This is a genomic window from uncultured Spongiibacter sp. (genome assembly GCF_964011655.1).
Taxonomy (GTDB): domain Bacteria; phylum Pseudomonadota; class Gammaproteobacteria; order Pseudomonadales; family Spongiibacteraceae; genus Spongiibacter; species Spongiibacter marinus.
The window spans coordinates 22605-39594 of sequence record NZ_CAXGPO010000029.1 but is presented as its reverse complement, the minus strand read 5'-3'; the positions used below and the strand labels follow the sequence as shown (position 1 = coordinate 39594).

Below are 16990 nucleotides of genomic sequence, written 5' to 3'. Positions count from 1 at the left end.
CTACCAAATTAACAGGAGGTGTACTCAAAGCGATCTTGCCAACAACTTTAGTGAAAAAGACAAGCTCGTATTGGCTTCTACTTCATTAGTAATTGCACAGTTGTCAGCAGCGTGCACGCTTTCTGCTGCGGGTGAAAAACAAGCGGCATTAGAGATATTGTCCGATGCTACCCCCTCACAATAATAAGGTTAGTCAAAAGCGCGTGGACCAATGGGGTCAGGGTGAGCCTGCTACAGTTTGTCGCCATCCTTTTTGGTTTACCACCAACGAGGCTGGAATCATTTCAGTCCGTTTACCGACTCGGAATACCCCTATTAACCGGCCGCGAATTAAACGTGTGCCAGTAAAGTTTCACCTCAGTACTTTGCCTTGCGGCGTCTAAAAACGCGGCCGCCGCTTTGGCGGTATAGGTTTGATCCAGGGTAATACCGCACTCGGCGAATTTTTCCGTGGCGCTGCTTCCCGCTTTGGTGGCCACGCCGTAGCCATCGCCATAGTAACTGTCGATCAGTTTGGCGGTGGGCATTGTTGGCAGTGAGAGGTCTGCTTTTGTCAGCGCGGCGCATGTTTGCCTGATGAGTTGATTCACTGTGGCAGGGGTGCAGGTGGGAATGATGCCCAGGTGGGAAGGGGCGACTCTTATGCCAATAATATCGCTTTCTATGCCTGCTAGCGCAGCGCCAACGGTTAAGCCGGCAAGGGTGGCAGAGGAGCCAACGGGCACGAATATCTGGCTGGGCAATGGGCACTGGCTGGTGTCGATTTGCTGCCTTAACTCAAATGCTGCGTTGATAAAACCCATGGTTCCGGCAACGTTGGAGCCGCCAGCAAACAGAAAGTAGTGCCTGTGTGACAGGCGCTTGGGGTGAAGGTAGTAATGCCGCACGGTATTGGCGAGTGAGCCACAAAATTGTAGCGCGGCGCCAAAGTGTCGCATTCGCGCGAGGTTGTCGCGCACGGTGGTAGAGGGCGGTTGTTCAAATAACAGCACCGTGCAGCGCAGGCCCAATTGTTGGCACAGCATGGCGGTGGCAACGCCGTGGTTGGTGCCCGTGGCGCCGAAGGTGATTACATGCGTTTTGCCACGCGCCAGAACATCGGCCAAGATAAATTCCAGCTTGCGGAGTTTGTTGCCGCCATACACCGCGTGGGAAAGGTCGTCGCGTTTAATCCAGGCATTGCTGCCAATTCCGGATACTGGTTCAACTGGCGTGGGTAGGTCAGCGAGGGGGAGCCAGGGTAGGGCGCCGCTCAGTTGCGGGTAGCTGTCGAACATGGGCCTTGTCGTGGTCACGCCATTTATGTCTCGTTCTGGGCTGTTATACAAGAAAGAGGATAGCTGTTTGGCTCCGTCGCGGCGACGCATACCGTAATTTGGTCAATGATGTGGCAATAAAAAAGGGCCAATTCGGCCCTTTTATTTTCCTTGTTGCCCAGCGGGCCAAAGCAACGCTTTATTTGATCAGCGACATAAACTCTGCCCGCGTGGCGGCGTTGTCTTTAAACACGCCCAACATGGCGCTGGTGCGCATAACGGAGTTTTGCTTTTGCACGCCGCGCATCATCATGCACATATGGCGGGCTTCAATGATCACGGCCACGCCTTCGGCGCCAGTCACTTGTTGCACGGTGTCGGCGATCTGCGTGGTCAGGCCTTCTTGAATTTGCAGGCGGCGAGCGTAGAGGTCGACAATGCGAGCCACCTTAGACAGGCCCAAAACTTTGCCGTTGGGAATGTAGGCAACGTGGCATTTACCGATGAAGGGTAGCAGGTGGTGCTCGCAGAGCGAGTAGAGTTCGATGTCGGAGACCACGACCATTTCGTTGGCGTCGGATTCAAACAGTGCGTCGTTCACGACTTCGTCAACACTGCGACGGTAACCCTCGGTAAGGAACTCAAAGGCTTTTGCCGCGCGTTTTGGCGTGTCGAGTAGGCCGTCACGCTCCAGGTCTTCACCAATTTGTTTGATGATCTCTTCGAATGCTTTTTCCACCAGCTTCTCTTTTATGTCCTATAAACGAGCCGCAATGGTATCAGAGCCCTTACGCTTTCCCAAGCATGCTGGGCAGCGCTTTGGGGGCAGTGTAAACTTCGCGCGGGTTATTATTGCTTGCTAAAAACGGGTTTATAGAAGGGCGCTGCGGTGGCACACAACAATGAGATTTGCCAACACCTGACCACGGTTCGGGACTACATTCGCTGGGGCCTGAGTGAATTCAGCCGCGCTGGACTGTTTTTCGGTCACGGCACCGATAATGCCCTGGACGAGGCCCGGCTGCTGGTGCTTCACGCCCTGGAGTTACCCTTCGATAGCTCGGACGCGTTCCTGGATGCCACCTTACTGCCCAGTGAGCGCGAGCAGATTGTGCAGCTGCTACAGCGCAGAGTGGAAGAGCGTTTACCCGCTGCTTATTTGACCCATGAGGCGTGGTTTGCCGGGCTGTCATTTTATGTGGATGAGCGAGTACTGGTTCCGCGCTCGCCCATTGCAGAACTGATCGAAAACGGTTTTGAACCGTGGTTAGCGAGCGAGCCCCAGCGCATATTGGACCTCTGCACCGGCAGCGCTTGTATTGGTATTGCCTGCGCCTACGCCTTTGACGATGCCGAGGTGGATGTTGCGGATATTTCCGGCGATGCGCTGGATGTCGCCGGCATCAATATTGCCCGCCACGAACTCGGCCACAGGGTGAAGGCTATTCACTCCGATGTGTTTAGCGGCTTGCAGGGGCAGCGCTATTCCCTGATCGTTAGCAACCCGCCCTACGTAGACGCCAGAGACCTCGCGGAAATGCCCGCAGAATATCACCGCGAGCCCGCGCTGGGGTTGGCGTCGGGCGAGGATGGCCTGGACCTGACCCGCCGCATCCTGCGCGACGCGGCCAACCATTTGGAAGAGGGTGGTTTGCTGGTGGTCGAGGTGGGCAATAGCTGGGTGGCACTTGAGCAGGCCTACCCGACATTGCCATTTACCTGGCTGGAGTTCGAGCGCGGCGGTCACGGCGTGTTTGCGCTGACCCGAGAGCAGTTGGTAGAGGCCGCGGATAGCCTCTGACTCAGGCGCCGCTTTCACGTATAATTCAGGCGCTGTTTGTTCGGCACTGTTTGTCGCGCTTTGTAGAGTAATGATTTACGGCTAGGCAGTTTTGCCGGCCCTATTGTCCCAACGCAGGATTGTTTCATGTCAGGTAACACCATCGGTAAGTTGTTCACCGTCACCACCTTTGGCGAAAGCCACGGCCTTGCCTTGGGCGCAATTATCGATGGCTGCCCGCCGGGGCTGGCAATTTCCGAGAGTGATTTGCAGCGCGACTTAGACCGCCGCAAGCCCGGCACCTCGCGCTATACCACCCAGCGCCGTGAAAACGATGAAGTGAAAATTCTGTCTGGAGTTTTCGAGGGGGAGACCACCGGTACCTCTATTGGGCTGTTGATTGAGAACCAGGATCAGCGCTCGAAGGATTACAGCAAGATCAAAGACCGTTTCCGCCCCATGCATGCCGATTACAGCTACGAGCAAAAATACGGTCAGCGCGACTACCGCGGTGGTGGCCGTTCGTCGGCGCGCGAAACCGCGATGCGAGTCGCTGCCGGGGCAATCGCCAAAAAGTACCTGGCGGAGCATCACGGCGTGCAGGTGAGGGGATATTTGTCGCAGCTGGGGCCGATTAAGGCAGATAAGCTCGATTGGGACATTGTTGAAGAGAATCCTTTCTTTTGCCCGGACGCTGATAAAATTCCCGAAATGGAAACCTATATGCAGGCGCTGCGTAAATCCGGCGATTCTGTAGGGGCCAAAATTTCGGTGGTGGCCAGCGGAGTGCCAGTAGGCCTGGGCGAGCCAGTTTTCGATCGCTTGGATGCCGATATCGCCCATGCCCTGATGGGGATTAACGCGGTGAAAGGGGTTGAGATTGGCGCAGGCTTTGACTGCGTAGATGCCCGCGGCAGTGAACACCGAGACGAGCTCACTCCTGAAGGCTTTACCTCAAATAATGCCGGTGGCGTGCTGGGCGGAATTTCCAGTGGGCAGGATATTGTCGCCCATATGGCGCTGAAGCCGACATCGAGCATTTTGATTCCCGGCCAAACCATTAACCAGCAGGGTGAGGCTGTGGACGTGATAACCACCGGCCGCCACGACCCCTGTGTGGGCATTCGCGCGGTACCTATCGCCGAGGCGATGCTGGCGATTGTGCTGATGGACCACCTGTTGCGTAACCGTGGCCAGAATGCCGATGTTCAGTGCCAAACACCGGTGATTCCGGCGCGCCGCTAGGCTAGGCGGCTATGGCGCAGGCAGTGCCGTATTGGCGGCTTTCCGCCTTTTATTTCTTCTACTTTGCCCTGCTGGGCACGTGGCTGCCGTATTGGTCGCTGTACCTGAAGTCGCTGGGATATTCCTCTGGCGAGATCGGGATTCTCTCGGCGCTGGTGATGGTCACCAAGGTACTGGCGCCCAACTTATGGGGCTACCTGGCTGACCGCTATGACTGCCGCACGCGAATTATTCGCCTGGGGGCGCTGCTGGCGGTTATCGCCTTTGGTGGAGTGTACTTCCGGCAGGACTTCTACTGGCTCGCCGCCGTGGTGGTGGGCTACAGCTTCTTTTGGAATGCGGTACTCTCGCAGTTCGACGTGCTAACGCTCAGCCATTTGAGCGGTCAGCATGGCCGCTATTCATTGATCCGTTTGTGGGGCTCGATTGGTTTTATCGCCGCGGTATTGGCGGTGGGTGCGTGGCTGGACCACCACCCCATTGTGCATCTGCTGTACATCATTACCGCATTGTTGTCGGCTATCTGGCTGGGTAGCTTGCTGGTGGCAGAAAACCCCGAGGGCTTAACGCGGGGTGATCGCAGCCCCGGTTCGCTGATGCGAATATTAAAGCAGCCAGCGGTGATTGCCTTCTTTGCCACCAGTTTTCTGCTGCAATTCTCCCACGGGCCGTACTACACCTTTTTCAGTATTCATTTGGAAGCGCAGGGCTATAGCAAGTCGGCAACGGGGATGTTGTGGTCGCTAGGGGTGTTCGCTGAAGTGTTGCTGTTTATGGGTATGCACCGGCTGCTGGAGCGCTTTAGCCTGCGCCAGATTTTGATCGCCAGCCTGGCGCTAACGGCGTTGCGCTGGTGGTTAATTGCTGAATTTGTCGAGTCAGTGGTCATTTTGGTGTTTGCCCAGTGTTTGCACGCGGCCAGTTTTGGCAGTGCTCACGCTGCCGCCGTCGAAACGATACGGCGGTTTTTTACCGCTCACCACGGCCAGGGTATGGCGCTGTACAGTGGCTTGAGCTTTGGCGCCGGTGGTGCGTTGGGCGCGGTGCTGAGTGGTTACGCCTGGGACATCAGCCCGGCCCAGTGTTTCTGGGTGGCCAGCGGCGCCGCAGCACTGGCGGCGATAATTGCCTGGCGCTATTTTGAGACCCCGGACACGCCTCGTTAAGTGTGTCGTCGCGTCGGCGTCATTGCAGCGGTAGACTGAAAGAAAAAGTCGGAAGATCAACTATGGCTCAAGAATCCGTCGTTTACGGCTGCATTACGGATATGTTGTTTGTGCGAGATGGTGTCGATTTGCAGGAACGCCGCGAGGTGAATCAGCAAATTACTGATACCTTGCCCTCGGCCGAGGACTGGCCGTTGCTGTGCCGGGAAATGTTTTCGGTGCCACGCCGCGCCGTGGAGTTTGGCGACTGCCAAACGGATGTCATTCACTTTGGCAGTTCCTACAAGGCGATAGAGCACGAGTGGGATGCATGGCTGCGTTTATTTGAGAAGATGCTTAGCAAAATGTATTGGGTATCGGCAACGGTGCACCTGCAAACGGCCTATAACGGTACACATACCTTTGTATGGCAAGCCGAAGGGGATTACCATGCCCCCGGAGATGACTCCGGTCGCTTGCGTTGTGAGTGGCTGCGAGAGGACAGTTTTGCTTAAGCGAAGAGGGTTTGCCGAAGGTGGCTGAGTGGTTTGTACTGTTTAAACGCTACCGTACGCCGGTGCTGGCGGTACTGGCAACAGTGATGCTGGTGTGCTCGGCGGTTTGGAGCTTTGATGTACCGTGGCGGGAAGTGCTCGGCTATTTGCTGATGTGCGTGCTCGGTGTTGTGGTGATCGTCGCGGCGGCGACCGCGACGGTGTTTGTGATGAAAAAATTGCGTTGAGCGGCCGTTTCTAGGCGCGCTCAATATCGATATCGACGCTCAGCTGTTCGGCAATCTCTTCCAGGGCGTCGTTCAATTCGTCCAGGTCGCAACCGGCGGGTAAGTCCGCTTTCACATGAGCGTCGAACAGTGCCTCGCCACTCATCGGCGCGCTGGTGATATTCGAGCTGAGTTCGGTCACATTGATCTGGCGATCTTTCAAGGCGCGGCTCACTTCCCGCACGATTCCCGGCCGGTCGTTGCCCAAAATATGCAGTTGGCAGCCGTGTTGTTCGGCGCTGCCGTCGCTGGTATTGGCGCTGTCATCAATGGTGACTTGAATGCCATCGGTGCTGAGCGCGCGCAGGGCGCTGATCAGGGCATCGCGCTGATCGCCTGCCACATTTACGCGGCCGATGCCGGCAAACTGGCCCGCCAATTGTGTCATTCGGCTTTCCTGCCAACTTCCACCGACACTGGCAATGGCGCTGGAAACCAATTCAACCAACCCGGGTCGGTCCTTGCTGATAAAGGTAAAAACAACAGACGTATTCAATGGTAAATCCTGTAAGTATAGAGACACGTTATAGCAGTAACGATACGATATCTGCTTGAACATATCATCAGCGATGGCTGCTGAGTAGGCCGGTGGGTTAAGAAATGCATGTACATGTGGAACTCTGTGTAATACCGCTCAATGTCGGCGAGTCGCTGTCACCGTATATTGCCGAGTGTCAGCGAATTTTTGATGACAGCGGCCTGACTTACCAACTGCATGCCTTTGGCACCAATGTCGAAGGTGAGTGGGAGGCAGTCATGGCGGCGGTGAAGCTGTGCCATATGCGCATTCACGAGATGGGGGCGCCGCGTATCCACAGCCAGTTAAAAATTGGCACGCGGGTAGACAGAGAGCAGAGCCTACAAGATAAAATTGATAGTGTTGCTGGCTTTCAGGGCAGTGAGTGCTGAGCAGACTTAACGAGGTTGGAATGGCAGATTATTTGGAAATTCCCTGGCAGAAACTGAGCGAGGATGCCTTTCAGGGCATGCTGGAGGAGCTGGTTAGCCGCGACGGCACTGACTATGGCGAGCGCGAGCTGAGCCAGGAAGAAAAAATCGCCCAACTGCGGGCGGCATTAAAAAGTGGCCAGGCGTTTATCGCCTTCTGCGCCGAGACCGAGAGCTGGTCTATTTTGCCGCGCCGCCCCTAAGCCGCGTGTTGATTTTTAGGGCCATGCCGCCACAATACCTCGCCCGTTTGCCCGCATACAGAGTTGAGTAAGTCATGACGAAGGTCGATCACAATCTGGATACCAGTGGTTTAACCTGCCCCGAGCCGGTAATGATGCTGCACAATAAAATTCGTGATATCGCGGCTGGTGAGGTGCTGGAAATTCTGGCAACAGATCCGGCCACGACCCGGGATATTCCAAAATTCTGCGCCTTTCTCGGTCACGAGCTTATCGACCAGCAACAGGAAGGCGAGCACTACCGCTATTGGGTGCGCAAAGCCGCTCCTAGTGCTTGATCAGGCTGTGTAACGCGCGCGCCGTCATTTCGCCGCCGCGTTTTATTTGATTGGCGATATGGTATTGGAAGTAGTAGCGCAGGCCTTCGGCTTCGGTTGCCGGGTACAGGCAGGGGTCGCCGGGCAGCACCGGGTGCTGGGTGATTTTTTCAGGGTCAGCGATCATCGCCTGCAAGCGGCCGCCAGCGAGCAACTGCCAACTCACTACCGGCTCTAATTGGAATTCGTGGCCGTCGTGCAGCAGAGCGGCATGACTGCCTATCAGGTCGGGAATTTCTTGAATCACGCTATTATCGCTAGACGCCTGCTTGGGGCATAGGCTGTCCAGTATGGCGCTGTGGTGGGCGGGCATCACATCAAAGCGCTGCTCTGCAATAGGGTCAAAGTAACCCTGAGATAAACCCGTTTGGGCATCGTTGAGCTCGCTGCAGCGAGCAACACCGTCGAGCCAGGGCACCAAGGCCACGTCGTCGCCGTTATCGAGCCGTGCCCAGCATAAGATGCGCAGGGCATAGAGTTTGTCTGTGGACAGTGCGTGATGAGCGTATAACAGGCAATAGCCTTGAAATTCCGGTGATACCGCGACGATGCTCGGCTCGGTGCGGGCGGCGTTGGTAGGGAAGGGCAAGATCTGCGCCGAGGGGGTATTGCCTAGGTTACGTGTAGCCATGATGCATCCTCACGTAGCGGGGGCGATCACTTAGCGGCTGACGCGCCAAGCGCGGTGCTATCCCTTTCTGATAAAATTACCTGTAGTTTCCCCTTTTGCCAAGTTTTTCTGGATAGTCTTGCAGTGAGCAGTTGTTACTACTTCGCCTATGGCTCAAATATGAACCCGGCTCGAATGCGTGCCAGGGGCCTTGATTTCCTTACCGCTGAGGCGGCGCACCTGACGAATTTTGTGCTGTGTTTTAACAAGGAAGCGCACAATAACCCCGGTGTTGCCTACGCCAATGTGGTGCCTGCCCACGACCAACACGTTGAAGGGGTGCTGTACCGTTTACGGGGCCAGGGCGATATTGCCCTGATGGATCACTACGAGGGGACGCCTGTGCGGTATAGCCGCGAGGTGCTGAGCGTGCAGACCATTGAGACAACGCAAAACGCGTGGGTGTATATGGCGAATCCGGCTTACATCACTCGCGGCTTGCTGCCGCAGAGCCGCTATATTCAACACCTGCTTGCCGGCGCTGAGTTTTTGAGCGAAGGCTACCTGGAGTGGCTACAGCAACAGCCTTGCCATCAAGTAGAGGACGGCTGCCCGCAGCGCGGCTTGCAATATAATGACTGAGCGGGCCATACACGCGGCTGCCGTTGCACCCGCAGTTGCACCCGCAGCTGCACTCGCAGCAGATCAGCGTATCGCCGAGGTGTTTGCCAGGTGCTTTGCTCGCGGCGAAAACTGCCTGCTGTGCGGCGGCGCGGATGAGCCCCTATACCAGCCGGCAAGCGGGGAGCAGGCCAATACGATTTTTTACCGCGACGACTTTGCCCGCAGTGCCCTCCATGAAGTTGCGCACTGGTGCATTGCCGGCGAGCAGCGCCGAAAACTGCTGGACTATGGTTATTGGTATGAGCCCGATGGCCGCAGCGCTGAGCAGCAACAGCAGTTTGAGTTAGTAGAGCGCAAACCCCAAGCGTTAGAGTGGTTCTTTTGCTTGGCCTCTGGCCTGCCTTTTGCGTTGAGTATTGATAATTTAGATGCCGCGCCGGGTGATAATTTTTCCTTTGCCCTGGCCGTGTGGCAGCAAGCCCGCAGGTATTTGCGCGAGGGTTTGCCCGGTCGAGCGACAAGCTTTCAGCAGGCGCTAGCCATTGAGTTTGGCGGGGTCGGGGCGCCGTCTGAGCGCGATTTACCCTTGGCGGCACTGTGGCGATGACGGCGCGTCTCTACTGCCTGGATGCATCGATCTATATCTTTCGCGCCTACTTCTCTCAACCAGCGCAATTTTATAGCGAGCAGGGCTACTCGTTGCATGCGGTGCAGGGCTATTTGACGTGTTTGCTGCGGTTTTTGCATGCCGAGCAGCCGAGTCGGGTGCTGGTGGCCTTTGATGAAAGCCTGGGGCAGGGCTTTCGTGAGGCCTTGTATAGTGGTTATAAGTCGCAGCGGGCACTGCCGGACGACGAGCTGGCGTTTCAACTGCGCTGTTGTCGCGCCGTTTCGGAGGCGCTGGGTCTTGCCTGCTGTGCTGATGAGCAATTCGAGGCAGATGACCTGCTAGCGACTGCGGCGAGCGCCGCGCAGCAGTGGGGCGACGCGGTAACAGTGTTAAGTCGCGATAAAGACCTGGCGCAAATTCTTCGCAGCGATGCTGATCGCCTGCAGGATATTGGCCGCGATGCGCAGACTCGCCTAGCGTGGCAAATGGAAAAAGGCGTGAATTGCGAGGCTTTGGCCGATTATCTGGCGGTGGCGGGCGATCGTGTAGATGGCATTCCCGGTTTGCCAGGCGTGGGGGAGGGAACCGCGAAGGTGATATTCCAGCATTTCAGCTCACTCGAGGCGATTTTTAACAACCTTGATGCGCTGGCCAGTTTGCCGGTGCGTGGTGCCAAAGGCCTTGCTCAGCGATTTTCGCAACATCGGGACGCGCTGTTTCTCTACCGTCAGCTCACGCAGTTGCGCCGCGATGTGCCACTGGACGAGCGCTGTCTACAGGGGCTGCGTTATCCGGCAGAGGTATCTGCAATTGGCGCCGCCAGCGGCGGTTTGCCCGAGGCGCTTATCGAACGTTTACTGGCGCGGTATTCACGCGCTTTGAATTGGGGATAGTTGTGCTGCCACTCAAGATATTGGTCGACGAGAATGTGCCTTACGCTGACGCCATGTTCGCGCCCTTTGGCGAGATTCGCCGTTTTGCAGGGCGCACGCTCGCTGCGGCGGAGCTCGGAGACGCCCAAGCGCTGATTGTGCGGTCAGTCACCAGGGTTGACCGCGATTTGCTTGCCGGCAGTCAAATTGAGTTTGTTGGCTCCTGCACCATTGGCGCAGATCACCTGGATATGGACTATCTGGCGCGTAGCGGCATTGCCGCTTATACCTCCCCCGGTTGCAATGCCAATTCGGTGGCGGACTATGTCATCAGCGTTATTTGTGCCTGCGGTGATCGCCTGGAGGTATTGCGACACGGCGGACGAGTCGGCCTTGTTGGGTTTGGGAATGTGGGGCGAACGGTTGCTGAGCGTTTGGCGCGCCTGAGCATCGATAGCGTGGCTTACGACCCCCTGCTGGCGCAAGACAGCGATCCACGCCTGAGTACACTCGACGAGGTATTGCGATGTGAGGTGATGAGCGTGCACGCGCCACTGACTACCGGCGGTAACTACCCGAGTTATCATATGCTTTCGGCGAAGCAGCTAAGCGGTTTGCCGGACGGGGCGTTATTGATCAGCGCTGGTCGCGGCGGAGTGATTGCAACTCACGATTTGTTGGCCCTTAAGAAGCAGCGCCCGGATATTCATTTGGCAATGGATGTCTGGGAGGGCGAGCCCAGCGTCGATAAGCGCTTGGCGGATTTATGCTTGATCGCAACGCCGCATATCGCGGGTTACAGTCTCGACGGTAAAGTGGCTGGTACGCGTATGATTGCCGAGCGCTTAGCAGATTATGTGGCAGATATTGGCAGTGGGGAACTAGCCTTGCCTGAGGTAGCACTGCCGCGCCCGAGTATTGGTTTGAAGGCCGAGGGTGACAACGCGCTGCTGCGCGAAGCAGTTGCGGCGGTGTACGACGTTTGCGCCGACGACAAACGATTTCGAGAGAGTCTACTGACGGAGAACCCCGCCAAGCAATTTGATGCGTTACGCAAACACTACCCGGAGCGCCGGGAGTTTGCGTATTGCGATTACCGGGGAGTGGGTAAAGCGCTGAGCGCAGCGCAGCTTAACTTGCTCGCTGCTTTGCAAGGTAGCAAATAAATTCGTCGTCGCTGCCGCTGAGTGCATCGAGGCAGGATTCAACTTTGTGGGCGTCGATGGGGATTTCCCGGCCGTTATCATCGATCAACCACGCGCCGTAGCGTTTTTCAAAGCGCTCCTGAGCGGTGTGGCTTGGCGAGCTTGCTGTTGGGTTGTGTCTGGACATAGCGAAAATCCTAAACGTTTATTCCAAGGTTAGTTCTACCGAGGGTAAATGCAAATTATGACCGCTATGCTATGGCGCTGCCGTATTGGCTGTCTCTAAGTATTGGCCGCAGATCGCGGCAGAAGTTGAGGTAATAGATGTTTAAGCTGGGCTTGATCGTTAACCCCTACGCTGGATTGGGAGGTCCTGAGGGCTTAAAAGGCAGCGATACACTGCCTGACAGGCTGCGCCAGTCGGTGGCTGAAGAAATGGCGAATAGCCGTTCTCTGCCAAGAGCTGTGCGCTGCTTGGCTGCGCTAGCACCCGTGGCGGAGCAGCTTGCGGTGTATGGCTTTGATGGTGCCATGGCTGAGCAGGCGTGCCGCGAAGCGGGTCTTACCTTTACGTCGGTTGGCCGCGCCGGGGCGCTGAGCTCAGCGGCAGACACGCGCCGCGCCGCCCAGTGTTTACTAAACGAACAGGTCGATATTGTGCTGTTTGTTGGCGGCGATGGCACCGCCAGAGATATTTACAGTGCGGTGGGCGAGAGCCTGCCGGTATTGGGGCTGCCAGCAGGAGTGAAAATGCATTCGGCGGTCTATGCCGTTAACCCTCAGGCAGCGGCGGCGATATTGCGGGCGCTGATCGATGGTGATTTGGTGGATATCGGGCTGCAAGAGGTCAGGGATATCGACGAGGCCGCCTTCGCTCAGGGGCGAGTGCGTTCACGTCACTACGGCGAACTGATGGTGCCGCGCTTGGGTGGTTTTCTGCAGCAAGTGAAACAGGGCGGCCGGGAAGTTGAAGAATTGGTAATCGCCGATATTGCAGATGAATTAATGGAAAACTATGACGAGGACTGCCTTTACATCGTCGGCCCGGGCAGTACCACAACCGGGTTTATGGAGGCACTGGGTCTGCCCTATACCTTGCTCGGTTTTGACCTGGTGCGCGGCGGTGAATTGCTGCAGGCCGATGCCAATGCTCAGCAAATTAGTGAGGTGATGGATCATCACCAGGGGCCTATAACCGTGCTGATTACCGCGATAGGTGGCCAAGGGCATATCTTAGGGCGGGGCAATCAGCAGCTCACTCCTGCGCTTATTCGCCGTATTGGTCGGGACAATTTTCAGGTGCTGGCGAGCAAGGGCAAGCTGAGCGGATTGGCGGGGCGTCCGCTGCTGGTCGACAGCAACGACGCCGCGCTAGATGCGCAGTGGCAGGGCTTTATTACGGTAACCACGGGCTATCGCGATCAGGTGATGTACCGCGTCAGTGCCGGAGAGGCGTAGTGTGATGGCCGAGCGGGTAGAGGTAAATGTTGAAGGCTTATTGAGCCAGGTAAAACTTGAGCAATGGCCGCAGCGCTGCGCAGACGGTGAAAGTCGGCGTTTGTTTCACGGTCGTGGGCAATGCTATCCCGGCTATGAGTGGTTGACGGTGGATTACTTCTCTCCACTGCTGTGGATCGTGCTGTATCGCGAGCCACCGGGGAATTTTTGGGCTGGTTTCTGCACGGCTCTTGCGGAGACGCTGGCGCCACATTTTACCGCGGCGATAGTGCAACATCGCTATCAGCGCGATGCTGATCTGCAAACTCTCTGGGGCGACGTGCCGAGCCCAATGTATGCCGTGGAGGATGGTTTACGATTCGCGCTGCAATTGGGCGGACGGCAGAACATTGGTTACTTTATGGATATGCAGCCGGCGCGGCGCTGGCTGACGGCGCGGGCAGATGGCCGTCGGGTACTGAACTTATTTTCCTACACCTGTGCTTTTTCGGTCGCGGCCAGCAAGGCCGGGGCGAGCCAGATCGTCAATATCGATATGAGTAAATCGTCGTTGCGCACCGGGCGGGAGAACCATCGCCTGAACGACGCCGACAGCGGCGCGCCGGTGTTTCTCGGTCACGATATTTTTAAGAGCTGGGGAAAGCTAAAAAAACTCGGCCCCTATGATGTGGTGATCTGTGATCCGCCATCGCGGCAGGCCGGCAGTTTTGATGCGGCGCGAGATTACGGGCGTCTGCTGTCGAGGATGGGCAGTCTCTGCGCGCCGGGGGCGGATGTGCTGATCTGTTTGAATTCGCCGCTGCTGGGTGAGGCTTTTCTTCGCGACCGCGTTGCAGAATATTGGCCCGAGGCACAGTTTTGTGAGCGTTTGGCAGGGCGAGCAGATTTCCCTGAGCGCGACACGGATGCCGCCCTCAAGGTACTTCACTATCGCGCGCCTAGCTAACGGCGCGTAGTTTTTTGCGGTAACCCTGCAGGAATCGGCCAAAGCGCTCAATGGCGTCTGCCAGATCAAGCTTATTGGGCAAAAAGACGATACGCAGGTGGTCCGTGGTGTGCCAGTTGAAACCGGTGCCCTGCACCAACAGTATTTTTTCCTGATTTAGCAGGTCGAGTACCAGTTGCTCGTCATTGGCCACCGGGTAAACCTCGGGGTCCAGCTTGGGGAACATGTAGATAGTGCCGGCGGGCTTGGTGCAACTGACGCCGGGAATATCGTTGAGCATCTGCCATGCGAGGTCGCGCTGTTCAAGCAGGCGCCCACCGGGAAGGATCAACTCGTTAATACTCTGATAACCGCCTAATGCCGTTTGTATGGCGTGCTGAGCCGGTACGTTGGCACACAGCCGCATTGACGACAGCATATCTAAACCTTCGATGTAATCGGCCGCGCGGTCTTTAGCGCCGGACACCACCATCCAGCCACTGCGGAAACCCGCCAGTCGATAGGCTTTGGACAAGCCATTGAAGGTCAGGCATAGCACGTCGCGGCTAATGCTACCCAGAGGAATATGCACGGCATCATCGTAGAGAATTTTGCTGTAAATCTCGTCGGCAAAAACCACCAGGTTGTGTTCTTCTGCAATATCGACCAGCGCTTCGAGCATCTCCCGGCTATACACCGCACCGGTGGGGTTGTTCGGGTTGATGATAACGATGGCGCGGGTCTTGTCGGTGATTTTTGCGCGAATGTCGTCAAGTGACGGCTGCCAGTCATTCTCTTCGTCGCAGAGGTAGTGAACCGGCTTGGCACCACTCAGAGATACCACCGCTGTCCACAGCGGATAATCGGGGGAGGGGATAAGCACCTCGTCGCCGATGTTTAACAGCGCCTGGGTTGCCATGGTAATTAGCTCACTACAGCCGTTGCCCAGGTAGATGTCATTAACCTCAACACCGGGAATACCGATTTTCTGGCATTCCTGCATGACGGCTTTTCGGGCTGAGTACAAGCCTTTAGAGTCGCTGTAGCCCTCACTCTCCGGCAGCAGCCGAATCACGTCTTGAATGATCTCTTCTGGCGCGTTGAATCCAAATGCCGCCGGGTTGCCTATATTGAGCTTGAGGATGCGATAGCCTTCCTCTTCCAATTCATTGGCGCGGTGCAAAACCGGGCCGCGAATGTCATAACAGACGTTCTGAAGTTTGCTGGATTTGTAATAATGGCTCATGGCGATCTTCTAATCGTAAGTGATTGGTGCTGGCGGAATTGCCTCGCGATCAACAGTTAGCAACAGTATACGTCTTCAAAGGCTTGCAAGTGGAGTGATATTGATGGAAAAAGTCGTAAAATCCGCGGCGCAGTGGCGGGAACTTCTTAGCCCGGAGGAATACCATGTATGTCGCGAGAAGGGCACGGAACGCGCGTTCACCGGCAAATATTATAAAGAGTCTGCCGACGGCGTATACCGATGCCGTTGCTGCGGTGAGGCGCTGTTCTCGTCAACAACGAAATACGACTCTGGCTCAGGTTGGCCGAGCTTCTACCAGCCAGCCGACGAAGGCGCTCTCGGAATCAACCGCGATACTAGTCATGGCATGATCCGCGAAGAGGTCGTTTGCGCTCGCTGCGATGCTCACCTAGGGCATGTGTTTAGTGACGGTCCGGCGCCCACAGGGCTGCGGTATTGCATCAACTCGGTGTCGCTAACTCTAGATAAATCAGAAGCTTGACCGATTTCTGCGCAGCTTGAATAAAAAATCGACAGAATTACTGAAAAAACGCATTATTTTGCGTTTGCGGTAAATTCAGGCTTGACGGCAGCGAGCAGGCTCCCTAAAATTCGCGCCACTTTCAGGCAACAGTGACTCGCAGCCTGGAAGGTTTGCGGCGTCCCCTTCGTCTAGTGGCCTAGGACACTGCCCTTTCACGGCAGTAACAGGGGTTCGAGTCCCCTAGGGGACGCCATTTATTTCGCCCTGTAGTGCTTGCACTGCAGAGCAGGGAAGAAAAGACCGGCCGTTTTTTCTTTCGCCAGAATGCGGTAATGACAGAGACTTGCCACCTTGACGCGCTCAAGGGCAAATCTTAGAATTGCCGCCGCTCTCGCTAAGGGTAGCAGCTCTAGTGAGAGGTTTGCGGCGTCCCCTTCGTCTAGTGGCCTAGGACACTGCCCTTTCACGGCAGTAACAGGGGTTCGAGTCCCCTAGGGGACGCCATTTATTCTGCTTCATCGGATGTGAAATGCCGGTGCGGTGTCAGCAAAATGACTTAAAGAGATTGCTCTAAGTCGCTGTTGACAAAAGAAAAAGGGAGAAATATTATTTCTCCGCTGCGCAGTAAGCGCAAAACAGATTTGCGGGAATAGCTCAGTTGGTAGAGCGCAACCTTGCCAAGGTTGAGGTCGCCGGTTCGAACCCGGTTTCCCGCTCCAAAAATAAAAAGCGAAACGTATGTTTCGCTTTTTTTTCGTCTGTACTTTTGTACTTTTTGCCCACGCGCGGTGGGCAGTGAGGGGCTAAAGGGCTAGTGCATGCCGAATACCTTGGCACGCAAGTCCCGATAGTGACCGCTGTCTGCGTCATCCTCACACGCCGTAGTGGCGTGGTAGCGTTCCTCGAGCTGCTGGTATTGCTCAAGTTCAGCGTCGCTGAGGTAGTGCAGGCAATCACCACCGAAATACCACAGCAGGTCGCGGTGCATCATCGGGGTGATGTCGGGGAAGTGCGCAATGATTTGGCACAGCAGGGCCTGGCCTCGCGCCAGGGCATCGTCACCGCTGAGTTGCTTTTGCAGTGCCTCAAAGCCATTTAGTAAGTCGTCGACAGCGTCTTGTGTGTAGGCACCGTGGCCCTCCAGGCCGCTTTTGCAGGTTTGAAAGAGTTGGTCGAAGAGTTGGTGGAAATACAGCGATCGACTATTCACAGGGGCTCCGTAGCAATGAATTCAGCGCGCCAGTGTATTCGATCTCTGCACCGTGGCAAAATACCGGCCCTTCTCACTATCTAAACGATGGG

Annotated in this window: 23 protein-coding genes and 3 tRNA genes; 19 read left to right on the top strand and 7 right to left on the bottom strand. The window is 56.2% G+C overall.

Annotated elements, in window-relative coordinates; all coding sequences use genetic code 11:
* Window positions 1-184 (top strand): hypothetical protein (locus tag ABNS66_RS12365; RefSeq protein ID WP_348655338.1); only part of this gene is annotated, 184 nt, incomplete at its 5' end.
* A 109-nt stretch (window positions 185-293) separates the two neighbouring features.
* On the opposite strand, the gene ABNS66_RS12360 is transcribed toward ABNS66_RS12365, so the two are convergent.
* On the bottom strand, window positions 294-1277 hold the full coding sequence (locus tag ABNS66_RS12360; RefSeq protein ID WP_286838246.1) for a pyridoxal-phosphate dependent enzyme: 984 nt from the start codon (window positions 1275-1277) through the stop codon (window positions 294-296).
* 178 nt (window positions 1278-1455) lie between these two features.
* Window positions 1456-1995, bottom strand: coding sequence for a GTP cyclohydrolase I FolE (folE, locus tag ABNS66_RS12355; protein WP_286695674.1), 540 nt, complete (start codon window positions 1993-1995; stop codon window positions 1456-1458).
* Between the two features lie 150 nt (window positions 1996-2145).
* Here folE and prmB point away from each other — a divergent pair, with 150 nt between their 5' ends.
* The 5 genes from prmB (at window position 2146) to ABNS66_RS12330 (ending at window position 6168) form a co-directional block, all read left to right on the top strand.
* Window positions 2146-3057 carry a 50S ribosomal protein L3 N(5)-glutamine methyltransferase gene (gene prmB, locus ABNS66_RS12350; protein WP_286838247.1) on the top strand — a complete coding sequence of 304 codons (912 nt, stop codon included), beginning with the start codon at window positions 2146-2148 and terminating at the stop codon, window positions 3055-3057.
* Window positions 3058-3183: 126 nt separating this feature from the next.
* Window positions 3184-4281: a chorismate synthase gene (gene aroC / locus ABNS66_RS12345; protein ID WP_286838248.1), complete on the top strand. Its 1098-nt coding sequence runs from the start codon at window positions 3184-3186 to the stop codon at window positions 4279-4281.
* Between the two features lie 11 nt (window positions 4282-4292).
* A complete protein-coding gene (locus ABNS66_RS12340; protein WP_286695671.1) occupies window positions 4293-5447 on the top strand; it encodes an MFS transporter in 1155 nt (384 codons plus the stop codon).
* 62 nt (window positions 5448-5509) lie between these two features.
* Entirely contained in the window at window positions 5510-5941 is a 432-nt protein-coding gene (locus ABNS66_RS12335) for a hypothetical protein (RefSeq protein WP_027873832.1), read from the top strand.
* 20 nt (window positions 5942-5961) lie between these two features.
* Window positions 5962-6168 (top strand): hypothetical protein, encoded by a 207-nt coding sequence (locus tag ABNS66_RS12330; protein ID WP_286695670.1) that lies wholly within the window; start codon window positions 5962-5964, stop codon window positions 6166-6168.
* A gap of 10 nt (window positions 6169-6178) precedes the next feature.
* Here ABNS66_RS12330 and ABNS66_RS12325 read toward each other — a convergent pair whose 3' ends face one another.
* Window positions 6179-6703, bottom strand: coding sequence for an ACT domain-containing protein (locus tag ABNS66_RS12325; protein ID WP_204996409.1), 525 nt, complete (start codon window positions 6701-6703; stop codon window positions 6179-6181).
* Between the two features lie 116 nt (window positions 6704-6819).
* Between ABNS66_RS12325 and ABNS66_RS12320 the strand changes: the two genes are divergently transcribed.
* From ABNS66_RS12320 to tusA, 3 genes are all read left to right on the top strand, one after another.
* On the top strand, window positions 6820-7116 hold the full coding sequence (locus ABNS66_RS12320; RefSeq protein WP_348655337.1) for an MTH1187 family thiamine-binding protein: 297 nt from the start codon (window positions 6820-6822) through the stop codon (window positions 7114-7116).
* A gap of 20 nt (window positions 7117-7136) precedes the next feature.
* Window positions 7137-7358: a YheU family protein gene (locus ABNS66_RS12315; RefSeq protein ID WP_204996411.1), complete on the top strand. Its 222-nt coding sequence runs from the start codon at window positions 7137-7139 to the stop codon at window positions 7356-7358.
* A gap of 74 nt (window positions 7359-7432) precedes the next feature.
* Window positions 7433-7675 carry a sulfurtransferase TusA gene (gene tusA / locus ABNS66_RS12310; RefSeq protein WP_204996412.1) on the top strand — a complete coding sequence of 81 codons (243 nt, stop codon included), beginning with the start codon at window positions 7433-7435 and terminating at the stop codon, window positions 7673-7675.
* Here the strand turns inward: tusA and ABNS66_RS12305 are convergent.
* Window positions 7665-8345 carry a hypothetical protein gene (locus ABNS66_RS12305; protein WP_286838250.1) on the bottom strand — a complete coding sequence of 227 codons (681 nt, stop codon included), beginning with the start codon at window positions 8343-8345 and terminating at the stop codon, window positions 7665-7667. The genes tusA and ABNS66_RS12305 overlap by 11 nt on opposite strands.
* A gap of 123 nt (window positions 8346-8468) precedes the next feature.
* Between ABNS66_RS12305 and ABNS66_RS12300 the strand changes: the two genes are divergently transcribed.
* From ABNS66_RS12300 to ABNS66_RS12285, 4 genes are read left to right on the top strand one after another with little or no spacing between them, the layout of a single operon-like run.
* Window positions 8469-8966, top strand: coding sequence for a gamma-glutamylcyclotransferase family protein (locus ABNS66_RS12300; protein ID WP_286838252.1), 498 nt, complete (start codon window positions 8469-8471; stop codon window positions 8964-8966).
* The gene (locus ABNS66_RS12295; RefSeq protein ID WP_286838254.1) at window positions 8959-9555 is read left to right on the top strand and encodes an elongation factor P hydroxylase; all 597 of its coding nucleotides are present in this window, start codon (window positions 8959-8961) and stop codon (window positions 9553-9555) included. Before ABNS66_RS12300 ends, ABNS66_RS12295 begins: the two co-directional genes overlap by 8 nt.
* Entirely contained in the window at window positions 9552-10451 is a 900-nt protein-coding gene (locus tag ABNS66_RS12290; protein ID WP_286838255.1) for a 5'-3' exonuclease H3TH domain-containing protein, read from the top strand. The genes ABNS66_RS12295 and ABNS66_RS12290 overlap by 4 nt, the downstream gene beginning before the upstream one ends.
* A 2-nt stretch (window positions 10452-10453) precedes the next feature.
* Window positions 10454-11596 (top strand): 4-phosphoerythronate dehydrogenase, encoded by a 1143-nt coding sequence (locus tag ABNS66_RS12285; RefSeq protein ID WP_286838257.1) that lies wholly within the window; start codon window positions 10454-10456, stop codon window positions 11594-11596.
* Here ABNS66_RS12285 and ABNS66_RS12280 read toward each other — a convergent pair.
* A complete protein-coding gene (locus ABNS66_RS12280; protein ID WP_286838258.1) occupies window positions 11562-11762 on the bottom strand; it encodes a hypothetical protein in 201 nt (66 codons plus the stop codon). The two genes, ABNS66_RS12285 and ABNS66_RS12280, sit on opposite strands and share 35 nt — an antisense overlap.
* 137 nt (window positions 11763-11899) lie before the next feature.
* Between ABNS66_RS12280 and ABNS66_RS12275 the strand changes: the two genes are divergently transcribed.
* Both ABNS66_RS12275 and ABNS66_RS12270 read left to right on the top strand, forming a co-directional pair.
* Entirely contained in the window at window positions 11900-13033 is a 1134-nt protein-coding gene (locus ABNS66_RS12275; protein ID WP_286838259.1) for an ATP-NAD kinase family protein, read from the top strand.
* A gap of 4 nt (window positions 13034-13037) precedes the next feature.
* Complete coding sequence (locus ABNS66_RS12270; protein WP_286838260.1) at window positions 13038-13979, top strand: class I SAM-dependent methyltransferase; 942 nt, start codon at window positions 13038-13040, stop codon at window positions 13977-13979.
* Here ABNS66_RS12270 and ABNS66_RS12265 read toward each other — a convergent pair.
* Window positions 13972-15204 (bottom strand): pyridoxal phosphate-dependent aminotransferase, encoded by a 1233-nt coding sequence (locus tag ABNS66_RS12265; RefSeq protein ID WP_286838261.1) that lies wholly within the window; start codon window positions 15202-15204, stop codon window positions 13972-13974. The two genes, ABNS66_RS12270 and ABNS66_RS12265, sit on opposite strands and share 8 nt — an antisense overlap.
* Before the next feature lie 103 nt (window positions 15205-15307).
* Here ABNS66_RS12265 and msrB point away from each other — a divergent pair, with 103 nt between their 5' ends.
* The 4 genes from msrB to ABNS66_RS12245 all read left to right on the top strand — a co-directional run bounded on the left by msrB (window position 15308) and on the right by ABNS66_RS12245 (window position 16407).
* Window positions 15308-15706, top strand: a complete 399-nt coding sequence (gene msrB / locus ABNS66_RS12260) for a peptide-methionine (R)-S-oxide reductase MsrB (protein WP_286838263.1) — start codon at window positions 15308-15310, stop codon at window positions 15704-15706.
* Between the two features lie 159 nt (window positions 15707-15865).
* A tRNA-Glu gene (locus ABNS66_RS12255) sits at window positions 15866-15941 on the top strand.
* Between the two features lie 175 nt (window positions 15942-16116).
* Window positions 16117-16192, top strand: a tRNA-Glu gene (locus tag ABNS66_RS12250).
* A 139-nt stretch (window positions 16193-16331) separates the two neighbouring features.
* A tRNA-Gly gene (locus ABNS66_RS12245) sits at window positions 16332-16407 on the top strand.
* A gap of 92 nt (window positions 16408-16499) precedes the next feature.
* Here ABNS66_RS12245 and ABNS66_RS12240 read toward each other — a convergent pair.
* Window positions 16500-16898: a PA2817 family protein gene (locus ABNS66_RS12240; protein ID WP_286837944.1), complete on the bottom strand. Its 399-nt coding sequence runs from the start codon at window positions 16896-16898 to the stop codon at window positions 16500-16502.
* Window positions 16899-16990: the final 92 nt, after the last annotated feature.